General features: G+C 48.4%; 11 protein-coding genes. 8 read left to right on the forward strand and 3 right to left on the reverse strand.

Going from position 1 to position 12,563, the window contains the following annotated elements; genetic code table 11:
* The first annotated feature begins 11 nt into the window (after positions 1-11).
* From ACOJS8_RS11470 to ACOJS8_RS11480, 3 genes are all read left to right on the forward strand, one after another.
* Positions 12-923 (forward strand): DUF937 domain-containing protein, encoded by a 912-nt coding sequence (locus ACOJS8_RS11470; RefSeq protein ID WP_420148679.1) that lies wholly within the window; start codon positions 12-14, stop codon positions 921-923.
* An 81-nt stretch (positions 924-1,004) separates the two neighbouring features.
* On the forward strand, positions 1,005-1,271 hold the full coding sequence (locus tag ACOJS8_RS11475) for a hypothetical protein (protein ID WP_420148680.1): 267 nt from the start codon (positions 1,005-1,007) through the stop codon (positions 1,269-1,271).
* An 88-nt stretch (positions 1,272-1,359) separates the two neighbouring features.
* The gene (locus ACOJS8_RS11480) at positions 1,360-2,244 is read left to right on the forward strand and encodes a S1 family peptidase (RefSeq protein ID WP_420148681.1); all 885 of its coding nucleotides are present in this window, start codon (positions 1,360-1,362) and stop codon (positions 2,242-2,244) included.
* A gap of 69 nt (positions 2,245-2,313) precedes the next feature.
* On the opposite strand, the gene ACOJS8_RS11485 is transcribed toward ACOJS8_RS11480, so the two are convergent.
* Together ACOJS8_RS11485 and ACOJS8_RS11490 are read right to left on the reverse strand one after the other, a co-directional pair.
* Positions 2,314-2,910 (reverse strand): DUF4136 domain-containing protein, encoded by a 597-nt coding sequence (locus tag ACOJS8_RS11485; protein ID WP_420148682.1) that lies wholly within the window; start codon positions 2,908-2,910, stop codon positions 2,314-2,316.
* A 24-nt stretch (positions 2,911-2,934) separates the two neighbouring features.
* On the reverse strand, positions 2,935-3,189 hold the full coding sequence (locus ACOJS8_RS11490; RefSeq protein ID WP_420148683.1) for a hypothetical protein: 255 nt from the start codon (positions 3,187-3,189) through the stop codon (positions 2,935-2,937).
* A 222-nt stretch (positions 3,190-3,411) separates the two neighbouring features.
* On the opposite strand from ACOJS8_RS11490, the gene ACOJS8_RS11495 reads away from it, so the two are divergent.
* From ACOJS8_RS11495 to ACOJS8_RS11505, 3 genes are all read left to right on the forward strand, one after another.
* Entirely contained in the window at positions 3,412-4,497 is a 1,086-nt protein-coding gene (locus tag ACOJS8_RS11495) for a M20 family metallo-hydrolase (RefSeq protein ID WP_420148684.1), read from the forward strand.
* A 207-nt stretch (positions 4,498-4,704) separates the two neighbouring features.
* Entirely contained in the window at positions 4,705-8,013 is a 3,309-nt protein-coding gene (locus ACOJS8_RS11500; protein ID WP_420148685.1) for a SusC/RagA family TonB-linked outer membrane protein, read from the forward strand.
* 26 nt (positions 8,014-8,039) lie between these two features.
* Positions 8,040-9,542, forward strand: coding sequence for a SusD/RagB family nutrient-binding outer membrane lipoprotein (locus ACOJS8_RS11505; RefSeq protein WP_420148686.1), 1,503 nt, complete (start codon positions 8,040-8,042; stop codon positions 9,540-9,542).
* A gap of 72 nt (positions 9,543-9,614) precedes the next feature.
* Here the strand turns inward: ACOJS8_RS11505 and ACOJS8_RS11510 are convergent, their stop codons facing one another.
* Positions 9,615-10,127, reverse strand: a complete 513-nt coding sequence (locus ACOJS8_RS11510; RefSeq protein WP_420148687.1) for a DUF2911 domain-containing protein — start codon at positions 10,125-10,127, stop codon at positions 9,615-9,617.
* Between the two features lie 241 nt (positions 10,128-10,368).
* Here ACOJS8_RS11510 and ACOJS8_RS11515 point away from each other — a divergent pair, with 241 nt between their 5' ends.
* Both ACOJS8_RS11515 and ACOJS8_RS11520 read left to right on the forward strand, forming a co-directional pair.
* Positions 10,369-11,715, forward strand: a complete 1,347-nt coding sequence (locus ACOJS8_RS11515) for an alpha-L-fucosidase (protein ID WP_420148688.1) — start codon at positions 10,369-10,371, stop codon at positions 11,713-11,715.
* Between the two features lie 16 nt (positions 11,716-11,731).
* On the forward strand, positions 11,732-12,563 hold an 832-nt coding region (locus ACOJS8_RS11520; RefSeq protein ID WP_420148689.1), incomplete at its 3' end, for a cellulase N-terminal Ig-like domain-containing protein.

The raw sequence follows: 12,563 nt of genomic DNA on the forward strand, positions 1-12,563 counted from the left end.
AATGAAAAACTATGGCCGTTCATTTAATAACCTACCTGAAAGAGCAGTTTACACCTGCTGTAGTTGATCAACTCAGTAATTCGCTGAATGAATCCTCGGCTAATACGTTGAAAGCCATAAATGGAGCTATTCCCGCGCTGCTAGGTGCCCTTACTCAACGTGTTCAATCTTCAGGCGGGGCGTCGTCAATTATTAATTTTCTGGATAAAGGTGACTATGGCAATACTCCGTTGGATGTCAGCCAGGTAACCGATCGGAAAGCGGCTGTAGCTGATGCTGGAGCAGCTGGAAAAGATTTTCTTAACGAAGTTTTTGATGAGAAACTGACCCGTACTACGGAGCTAATCAGTACGTATAGTGGAACAAAACCTCAATCCGTACAGACAGTTCTAAGTCTGGCTGGTTCAGTACTCATGGGCGCTCTGGGGCGGCAGGAGCAGGAAAAAGGATTAACCGCTGAAAGTCTTACAACATTGTTGCTGGGGCAGGCTACCGAATTTCGTAAAACGTTGCCTCACGGGCTGGAAGCCGTAAGCAGTTTATTAGGCTTTGACGAACTGGTCACACCTGCCGGGCCGGTAACTGAGGTACAGGGAGCCGACAATTTTAGCGGCACAGCTATTAATCCTAATATACCGAAAAGCGCCGAGGGTGACCGTCGGCACGAAAATGTGCGCTGGCTCCGCTGGGCCATGATTGCAATTGCTGTTCTGGTGCTGGCGCTGCTTGTACAAAAGTGTCGCGAAAATCAAAACGGTATCGATGGAATCAGTACTGATTCTACCCGAGCTGTTGAATCGAATGCCGTTGAAGATACTTCGGCCGCTACTAGGGAAAGCGTTGAAGAGGCACATGGCCAGTCTGCCGACTCAACGGCACCCGGTCCGCTTGGAATTCGCGATTCTACGAAAGTGAAACCATGAGCATACCGCTAGTGCTGCTCAACGAAAACCAGCAGTTTTATTTGTATCGATTTATATCTTATATCAACGTTCTGAAAAATTATGAAACACACTCGTGCTCAATACGCCCGCTCCTGGTTGCTTACCGGATTGATTGTTAGTTCCAGCCTTACCCTTTGGAATTGCTCAGGTGACAAAAAAGAATCAACTACTGAAACAAGCGAGACAGCAAGCGACAGTTCCGTATTCGGCCGTCAAGGCGATACAACCAACAATAGCATGGACGCTCCTCAGCAAGCCCCGCCCGACAGCGCCAGCGCCGGTGGAGCCGTTGTTCCGGCTGAAGTGAAGGTAAAACCCAAAGAATAGGCTAGAGTGTCTAAGTCGTACAGTCAATCAGTCGGTCGTATTATTTATATTGCCGACGAATTGACTGTACTATTATTTAACGACTTTTATGTTTGTTGACGCCATTGAACGCGTTGATGCTTTTACCCGTCCTCTTCACTCAATTGTTCGGCTCCATGGTCATAGTGAGGTTGTGCCTGGAACAGCCACTCTCTTTTTCGTTAACCAGGATGGTTGTGCCATTACGTGTAAACACGTTGCCGAATTAATTGATCAGGTCGATGCAATTCATCAGAATTATCGCAATTATCAGGGCGCTCGCCGGGACGTACTGCGCGAGAAAAATGCGAATTACCTCATTGCGCAGCTAGAAGCTAAGTTTAAAATTAGTGCCAATACCGTGGTGCGGGTACGTAACAGCTTTATTAACTGCTTTGATCAATTTCAGAAGCCACAAATTGACTATCATCCTACGCAGGATCTGGCTCTGCTACGTTTCGAAGGTTATGGCCGAAAGTTGTATCGGTCGCATGCTACGTTCCTGGGCGATAGTAGTTTAATAAAACCAGGTCGAAGTCTATGCCGTTTGGGATATCCTTTTCCTGAATTTACCAATTACCGCTATAATCCGGCTATTGATGATATTGAATGGACCGACACAGGACGCATTTATTCGCCACACTACCCAACGGATGGTATTGTAACGAGGCTGTTGAGCGATAAAAATTCAATAACTAGCATTGAGATGAGTACGCCCGGTTTACGCGGTCAAAGTGGTGGCCCGTTGTTCGATACAAAAGGACTGATTTATGGTATGCAGTCGGCAACGCGCCATTTGCATATGGGTTTTGATATCGAAGATCGGGAAGTGTTGATAAACGGACGTCGGAGCCGCGTATCGAATTACCCATTCCTAAACGTTGGGGAATGTGTTCACGTTGATGTAATCAAGACGTTTCTTCGCGAAAAAGGAGTAAAATTCTACGAAGGATGAATAAGCCCTGGTCATTAGTTATCAGAATGAAACGCGCTGACTAATGACCAGGGCTGGTTATCTGATAAGTCAGGATTTCAGGGGTTTCACCGGGTAATCTTTCATGATTTTATGAATTCCTTTATCGACTTCTTTTTCCAGTCGTTTCGGGTCTGATACGTTACCTTCTATGCTGCCCCGCCAGATGAGTTGTTTGGTTTGCGCATCGGCAATGTCAACTATCAACGTACCTTCTGTATAATTGACGTGCTGGATGTTGTTATTCCAGGCATACGGCCAGTTGCCAAAACCGTAAGGATAGTAGCGCCAGCCCGTCCGAAACCCAAACGGATAGTACATCGGAACAGGCGCATAGGTTGGGTAGGAAGCCGTTTTCTTTTCGGTGTAGGTATGAAAACTCACCAGCAGATCGGGTTTTTCGGCGTTCATCGTCAGGCCACGCACGTCCATCTCCCTGTTGAGCGCATTTTCAATATTCTTCGTGATCAGGCCACTTTTATAAACCGGATCATTGCCAACCTGGATGTCGGGTGTTGTCCAGGCGTAGGTTTTAAACGTGTTGAAATTAACCGACTTGTCGTAATCTGTGCTGACTTGTGCAACGGCTACAGACAGGCTCAGAGCCGTTATCCCGACTGTCAGGGCGTGGGTGATTCCTGTTTTCATGGCTATTGTTTGATTTGGTGAGACTTAATTGATGGGTTTTGCCGGATCCGTGGCGATGAACTGACCGTCGTTGCCAAAGACCGCCACAACAGGTTTTCCGTGCTGTGTAAAATGCGCATACGAATAATCGACATTACTGCTCCATGCAACCTGCTCCACCTTGCCGAATTTATTCGTAAAGGCTGCTTCAACAGTTGAATTGGGTTTGCTACCCGATGAGCAACTCATCAGCCAGCAGGCAAGTATTATACTAGCGAGGCCATATTTTACTGTTTTCATTAGTTTAAATAGTTTTATACGTGTTGTTGAACAGCTCAAATATTGACCGGCTGAATGAAGTGTCCGTGAAAAAAAATTTAAAAAATAATTAAACGAAAGGTGCTAGTTCGTATAGATTGATAAGGCAGGAAGTCATAGAAGGAAGAGAAAACGAGAACCCAACTATTCGCATGATTTGGCAAGCGAGTTTGGCCGTATCTTTGAGCAGCCAACGTCTTTTTTATGCCTCAACTTATTACACCAACGCCAGAACAGACTGAGCTGGCTGCTGATGCACTTGCCTTGCTTAAACGCTTGATTGCGACGCCGTCATTTAGCCGGGAAGAAGATAAGACGGCGGCAATAATTGAAGGCTTTTTTCAGGAAAAACAAATTCCGTTCGAGCGACTTCAGCACAATATCTGGGCTAAAAATCGACATTTCGATCCTGCCAAACCAACAATTTTGCTGAACTCGCATCATGACACAGTAAAACCCAATACGTCGTGGACACTGGACCCATTCGATCCTATCGAACGTGATGGAAAACTGTTCGGCCTGGGTAGCAATGACGCAGGCGGCTGCCTGGTTTCGTTGATTGCTACGTTCGTTCACTTCTACGATCAGCCCGACATGGTCTACAATCTGGTCATGGCGGCCTCGGCGGAAGAAGAAATTTCGGGACGTAACGGATTAGAGCTTTTACTGCCCGAGTTACCGCCAATCAGTTTTGCCATTGTTGGCGAACCAACCGAAATGCAGTTAGCGATTGCTGAAAAAGGGTTGCTTGTTCTTGATTGTACGGCGCACGGCGTTAGTGGACATGCGGCTCGCAATGAAGGAGAGAACGCGATTTATAAAGCGATTCAGGACATTAACTGGCTCACTACGTACCAGTTTCCAAACGTATCGCCAACACTTGGACCCATTAAATTGTCGGTAACAATCATTAACGCCGGTACGCAGCACAACGTAGTGCCCGACACCTGTACCTTCACGATTGACGCCCGCGTAACGGAGCAATACACACTCGAAGAAGTGATTGATATTATCCGGGATAATATCCAGTCGGAGGTAAAACCGCGCTCGATTCGGCTGAAACCATCGTCTATTCCAGTTGATCATCCGATTGTAAAAGCCGGTGTTGCATTAGGGCGCACTACGTATGGCTCGCCCACTACGTCCGATCAGGCCGTGTTGAATTGTCCGTCGCTGAAATGTGGGCCCGGCCATTCCGGACGATCGCATTCAGCCGATGAGTTTATTTATCTGCGCGAAATTGAGGAAGGCATAGACGGGTACATTCGAATGTTGGAACAGCTTCTTTGAACGAATTTAGAGTAAAAGATTAGTAACAAAAGCAAAAAACATCGTCAACCGGACAATGCGGTTGACGATGTTTTTTTATGCAAAATTCATCCATAAAATGGTACTTTAACCGATTTTTAATAGATTGGTAAATTAGATGAATTCTATTTCTCAAAGAATACCCTCAAGTAAATCGGCTACTCAGAATCTAAACAAAATGATCAAATTATGAGAAAACCTTACCTTTTCACAGAGTATTCACGCCTTATTCGCCGATTACCTGCCTGGATCATGTTTCTAGTGCTGACAGGTGGTCCAACTCTTAGTTACGCAGTGACTAAAGAGACATCGTTTCGCGTGCAGGATCAGCCTGTTTCGGGTACCGTATCCGACGAGAAAGGAGATGCCTTACCGGGAGTCAGCGTAACAATTAAAGGTACCGCGCAAGGCACAACGACTGACGCCCAGGGAGCTTTCCGGATCAACGTAGCGAACGGCACTGCGGTGCTGGTATTTAGCTTCGTCGGCTACGAAAAACAGGAAATTACGGTTGGCAGTCAGAGCGTTATTACAGTCCGATTGACGGCCGTAGACCAGACGCTAAATGAAGTTGTAGTGACGGCTCTGGGTATTAAGCGGGAGAAAAAGGCGCTTACCTATGCCGCTGGAGAATTAAAAGGAACCGATCTGGCCAATTCCAACGTAACGAATCTGGGAACGGCTTTATCGGGTAAAGTAGCCGGTGTACAGGTTACGTCGTCGTCGGGCGGCATGACGGGTTCGTCCCGAATCGTGATTCGGGGAAATTCGTCATTATCCGGTAATTCGCAGCCGCTCTACGTAATCGACGGCGTCCCAATCGATAACTCGAACCGTCGGGCCATCAGCTCGTTTCAATTGCAAAGTGGCCTGGATGGGGGCGATGGTATTTCCAATATCAATCCGAACGATATCGAATCCATGACCATTCTGAAAGGACCGAATGGAGCTGCGCTTTATGGTCAGTTAGGGGCAAACGGCGTAGTGATCATCACCACAAAGTCAGGTCGGCGCAATCGGAAACCGTCCATTCAATACAGTGGTAGCTACTCAGTTGGGAACGCGTTAATCAAACCTGATTACCAGAATGAATACGGTCAGGGATACAACGGCCAGTTTACGTTCTATCGGCAGGCTAATGGTACAGTCGTTCCGTTTACATCATCGTTGACGGGCGGTATTCCTAAGCTAAGTGGGGGACGAAACCCAACCACACGCGGCAGCTGGGGGCCCCGAATGCAAGGGCAGATGGTTGAGGACATGTGGGGCGATACGGTCAGCTATTCGCCGATTGCGGACCCATATACCGCGTTTTTTCAACCCGAAAAACAGGCCATTAATACGGTTAGCGTCGATGGCGGAGGAGAACGGGTGAACTATTATTTTTCGCTCACAAACCTGACCAATAACGGATTTGTGCCGACCAACAAACTGAATCGTAACTCAGTAACTGTTAAACTGTCAGCTGATGTGGCGAAAGGATTAAATCTTGACGCGAAAGTAAATTACATCAATCAGGCGGTTAATAATCGTCCTTTTGTGGGCGATGATGGACAAAATGCCGTGTACCGTTTTCTGTACGTACCGCGCAGCCTGAATATGGACGGGCTGAGACGGTATGAATACACGGCCAAGGATATTCGGCTTTCGCAGGATTTAGGCGGAAATGGCTTTTTTGTAGGTGGCGAAAAAATATTTGAAAGCAACTCCGTTACGTCGAACCCATTCTGGACGATCAACAATACACACAACGAAGACACCCGCGATCGGATAATTGCCTACGCCAAGCTGAACTACGAATTAATGAAGGGCATTAATCTTCAGCTTCGCTACGGTACTGATTTCTACTATGAGCGGCAGTATGGCTGGCACGCCGTTGGCACCCGAATTTCGCAGACGGGCGATGTGTATGAGAATACAGAGTACAACAAAACCGAGAATATCGATGCTTTACTGATGATCAATAAAGAAGTTGGCGATTTTTCGATCAGTGCCAATTTTGGGGTAAATCAGCTAAACAATCGCTACCGGATCACGGGTAATACCGGCACGCAGTTGAGCATTCCGGGGCTGTATGCCGTTGGTCGAACGGTACTGAACACCCCGCGGCTTGGGGTCGCTGAGTCAACGATCAATTCGGCTTTCGGGCAAGCCAGCATCGGTTTTAAAAATTACCTTTTCCTGGACGTATCGGCACGTAACGACTGGTCGTCAACGCTGCCCGTTGCCAATAGTTCGTATTTCTATCCATCGGTTGGGCTAAGCTGGGGTGTTTCGGACGCACTGAATCTGAAATTTTCGGCACTGGATTATTTCAAGCTTCGGGCTTCGTATGCGCAGGCTGGCCGCTCGGGCGATCCGTACTCCACGACGGGCTACTATAGTTTAAATGCCAATACGTTCCTGAATCAGCCTTTGGCTACGTATACCAGCACTATTGTTGATCCGAACCTGAAAAACGAACTTAAAACATCCTACGAAGCGGGTGCTGAGCTGCGTTTTTTCAAGAACCGGCTGAGCTTCGACTTTACGTATTATCACTCTGTTACCAGTAACCAAATCCTGCCGATTGTAATTTCTCAATCGACGGGCTACAGTAACAAACTGACCAACGCGGGACGTATCGAAAACAAAGGCGTTGAGCTTCTGGTGGCCGGAACGCCCGTTAAACTCACGAACGGTTTTGCCTGGGACGTAGCGTTCAACTTCTCGGCCAACCGAAACAAAGTGCTGGAGTTGATTCAGGGCGTTGACGAAATCGTGGTGGGTTCCGATCGAAATATTCGGGTAGTGGCGGCACCGGGTCAGCCATACGGTCAACTGAAAGCTGCGGATTATGCCTGGCTTCGCGATGCCGACGGCAACCGGATGATTGACGATAAAGGATTACCCATTGTACAGAGCATCGGTACGTTAGCAATCGGTAACGCAACACCAAAGTGGATCGGTGGGCTGACCAATAGCTTCTCTTATAAAGGATTGTCGCTTAGTACGTTGCTTGATATTCGACGTGGTGGGCAGATTTTCTCGCAGGGACGCGTGCAGGAAGCGGCCTACGGAACCTCAAGGCGAACGCTGGAAGGTCGCGAAGGAGGCTTAATTGCTGCCGGTGTGAAAGCGCGTCGCGAAGGAACGCAGTGGGTCAGTACAGGTCAGGCTAACGACATTCCAGTAACAGCACAGGCTTATTGGAACCGGGTAGCTTCCGACAAAGGCTTTGCGGTTGCCGAAGAGTTTCTCTACGACGCTAGCTACATTGCCATTCGGGAGGTGCGGTTGGCTTATCAATTACCAGCTGCGATTCTTAAAAATAACAAGATCGTGAAAGGTGCTTCGCTGGCGTTGTATGGTCGGAACCTTGGCTATCTCGAACGGCACACCGACGGTTTTTCGCCAGAAAATTCGTCGGTCAACGTCAACTCCGGAACGCTCGGTATGGAGCAGCATTCGCTACCGTTGCTACGTACCGTCGGCGTCGACCTAAATCTGAGTTTCTGACCCAACCCTTAATTTGCATCAAGAGAATGAAGCGTTTATTCATACATAATATTTTTACGGTGCTTGGGCTGCTCATGAGCGTATCGGCCTGCACCAACAATTTTGAGGAACTGAATACGTCACCAACGTCGCCCCGCAACGTACCGGCGGAGTATCTGTACTCGCAGGCTCAGCTTTCCGGATTTCTGGCCGATGGCACCAACTGGTGGCAGGTAGGTTCGTGGGTCGAGCAGTGGGCCAGCGGTTCGCTGTCGGCGCCGTCGCAGTATCTGGAAGACCGGGATATTTATGAGACCAACAACTGGACTTCGCATTACGAACTGATCAAGAATCTGGCTCAGATTCGGAATCAGGTGTTGAAAGGGCAGGAAAACTCTCCCAACGGACGTACCAAGCTGGCGATTGCCAAGATTACGGAAATCTATTTCTGGCAACGGATGACTGATTTCTGGGGGGATATCCCGTATACGCAGGCAGGCCTCCCCGACGATCAACTGGTTCTATTGCCTAAATACGACAAACAGGAAGATATTTATAAATCGCTGATTGCTGACCTGGATGCTGCCACCGCGCAACTGACCGCAACCGACGTATCGTATGCCAGCGCTGATTTTGTCTATAAAGGCGACGTAACGAAATGGCGGAAATTGGCTAACTCCCTGAAGCTTCGCCTGGGTATGCGGCTCCGCTACGCTGATCCGAACCTGGCCCGAAAAACGGTAGAGGAAGCTCTGAAAGGACCGCTCATCGAAAGCAATGCCGACAATGGAGCCATGCCTACCGTAACGCAGGACGGTAATCCGTTTGGTTATCACCCCACTATCGGCGGCTACAATGGTAGTAAAGAGCTGAACCAGATGGCAGCGCCTTTTATCGACGTACTACTGGCGAAGAATGACCCACGCTTACCCCGTATTGCCGAGCCAACTGAAAACTCCAAAAAAGCAGGCAAACCTATTTATCGGGGGTTAGGCGTGGCGCTGGGCAATAGCGTGATCATTAACCGGGATGATTATTCGTACGGAACCATTGCGATTTACAATGACCGGAAATCAACATTTCCGTACGTATTTCTGGCATATTCCGACAACTGCTTTTTCCGGGCCGAAGCCGCTTTGCTGGGATGGGGTGGTTTAACGCCAGCACAGGCTGAAGGGTTTTATCAGGCCGGAATTCGGGCGGCTATGCAAATTCAACCATACTCGATTGCCGAGTCTGCTATCACAGAATACATTGGTCGGGAAGGAAAATTAACGGGAACGGTTGATCAGCAGCTGGAGCAGATTATGACTCAGAAATGGATCAGTCTGTTCATGCGTCATTATGAAGCTTTTGCTGAATGGCGTCGCACGGGTTATCCAAAACTGATTCCTGGCCCGAATCCAGGTACGACGAACGGGCAAATTCCACGACGAGGGGTCTATTCCAGCACCGAGCGCATTCGGAACGCAGCGAACTATCAGGAAGCTTCGTCACGAATGGCCAACGGCGATTCGTACCTGAGTAAAGTCTGGTGGGATAAGCGATAACCTCATGAAGCTTATTTACCAATGCGCCACCGATGGACTAACCACCGGTGGCGCATTGGTAATGATACGTCCCTATTTTACAGTGAAATCGGCCTGTTTATCGGCCCAGCTAATCGATACAACACCCTGAGGTGAAACGCCGATCGTCATCCGTTCTGCAAATTGAGCGGATTTCTTAGAAGGTACGTTGACCCGTAGTACGTCTTCATCCTGCTTATAGGTGAATGCGCCCCATTTAATGCCTTTGTTGATAATAATCGTCCAGTCTTTTTCGGTTGGAATCGTAAAAAGCGCGTAACGGCCTTTGGCAACGGGTTTTCCTTCAAGCGTTACGTCATCCGAAAATTCAATTGTTGTTGTCTCATTCGCACCTGTACGCCAGACCTTATCGTACGGCACAAGTTTGCCCCATACTTCCCGACCTTTAACGGCGGGCTGGCTGTAGTTGATGGTGATGGTTTTGCCACCGACTGTAGCTTTCGCCTGAGCGGGAGGGCTAGGGCGTTTAGAGGGATCATCCTGAGCAGTAACGGCGAAGCTGGCGAGGAGACAGACCAGCGAGAACAGAAGTTGCTTTGCGTTCATTGGTTATGTTTGTTTAAGAACGATGCAAATGTACTGTGTCTAACAAATAATCAAACAGTCGAAGCTGTTCATCTTTATTCAAGTGCGTTCACATTGATTGTCAGCTTCTTCTAAAGTTTATACATAATCGCTACGTAGCACATTGATTAAGCAGAAAAAGGGTTCCTGCGTTTTTTATGTACTTTTGATTGTTAAAAAAACGTAACGGCTTACGGGTCATTACAGACGTCCTTACTACTCTATGCGCTCTTTTTTTCTATCTGGCCTGGCGGTGCTGACAACCGTCGCACTGTCGTATTCACAACCAAAGCCCAGCCCACGGCAATTGGCCTGGCAACCACTCGAAACAACGGCATTTATTCACTTCACGGTCAATACGTTTACGGATAAAGAGTGGGGCGATGGCACCGAAAGTCCGTCTATTTTTAACCCTACCAAACTCGATGCCCGTCAGTGGATTAAAGCGCTTAAAGAAGCCGGGTTCAAAATGGCGATTATTACAGCCAAGCACCATGATGGCTTCTGTCTGTGGCCATCGAAAATGACGGAGCATTCGGTAAAGAACAGTCCCTGGAAAAATGGTAAGGGAGACGTAGTAAAAGAAGTCGCAGACGCTTGTCGCGAATTTGGACTAAAGTTCGGCGTTTATCTCTCGCCCTGGGACCGCCATGAACCGCGTTACGGTACCGCTTCCTATAACGATTATTATAAAAGTCAGCTACGTGAGTTGCTCACAAATTACGGTCCTGTTTCGGAGGTTTGGTTTGACGGGGCAAAAGGTGAAAACGCAAAGGATATGACGTACGATTTTGCTGGCTATTGGGCGATGGTACGTGAGTTACAGCCTAATGCGGTTATGTTTTCCGATGCGGGTCCTGATGTGCGCTGGGTAGGAAACGAAGCCGGAAACGCGGGCGAAACCTGCTGGTCGACGATTAATACCGAAGGGCTGGCTCCGGGCAAAGCCGATCCTAAATACCTGAACCGGGGTGATGCAACGGGTAAACAATGGGTTCCGGCCGAAACCGACGTATCAATACGTCCGGGCTGGTTTTATCATGCTTCGGAGGATTCGAAAGTGCGGTCAGGCAAAAATCTGGTAAATCTGTATTACAATTCCGTTGGGCGGAATAGCCTACTGTTGCTCAATGTACCGCCGAATCGTGAAGGTCTTTTCGCGGAATCGGACATTGCCAGTCTGAAAGAATTTCGGAGCATTCTGGACGAAACGTTCAAAAATAATCTGGTAATAAAGCAGCCTAAATTGACGGATAAACAATTAGGTACGTCTACTACGTTATCGGCCAATCAGCCATTGACGATTGATCTGGGTTCCGCGCAAGCCTTTGACCGAATCTCGATTCAGGAAAATATTGCCAACGGTCAGCATGTAGCCAATGGTCGGGTCGAGTACTGGGATGGCTCCGGCTGGAAGACCCTTCAGCAATTTACGACCGTAGGCTACAAGCGATTGCTACGTTTCCCGGCTGTAAGCAGTAACCGAATCCGGCTAACGTTCACAAATACGAACGGACCTGTTCAATTGGCAGAGGTGGGTGTTTACAGGGCTTCATCACGCGAAGAATAGACAAAAGAACGTGTTCATGGCTTCTATACGCAATACCTTTGCTTCTTTGTTATTGATGAGTCTATCTGGCATTCAGGTCGAAGCGCAGTCGCTTTCCGAAACGATTCGCCTGAATCAGATTGGTTTTTATCCCAACGCGCCTAAAATTGCTATTGTTGTTGGCGACGTAACAGGCCCGTTTGAGTTAACTACGGCCGATCAGAAAACCGTAGTTTTCAAAGGCACCCTGGGCCCGGCCCGACAAAATTCTATTTCTGGCAAAACGACACATACTGCTGATTTTTCGGCCTTTACGTCGGCAGGTACCTATACTGTCAGGATTCCGGGCGTTGGCTATTCTTATCCGTTTGAGATAAAGCCCAGTGTGCATCAGGCTGCGGCAGAGGCCTCCCTAAAAGGATTTTATTATCAGCGGGTTTCCACGGATTTGCCTGCTACGTATGCGGGCAAATGGAATCGTCCGGCGGGCCATCCCGACACGCGCGTGCTGATACATCCGTCGGCTGCCTCCGACAGTCGACCGGCGGGTACAGTGATTTCGTCGCCACGAGGCTGGTACGATGCGGGCGATTACAACAAGTACATTGTCAACTCAGGCATTACGATGGGGACACTGCTGTCGCTCTACGAAGACTTTCCAACGTATTGTAAATCGCTGAAAACCAATATTCCCGAAAGCGGCAATACGATTCCCGATCTGCTGGATGAAGCACTTTGGAATCTACGCTGGATGCTGACGATGCAGGACCCGGCCGATGGAGGAGTTTATCATAAACTGACCAATGCCGGTTTTGACGGAATGGTAATGCCCGACAAGGCAATAAAAGATCGCTACGTTGTTCAGAAAA

Source organism: Spirosoma sp. (assembly GCF_048594605.1).
Classification (GTDB): domain Bacteria; phylum Bacteroidota; class Bacteroidia; order Cytophagales; family Spirosomataceae; genus Spirosoma.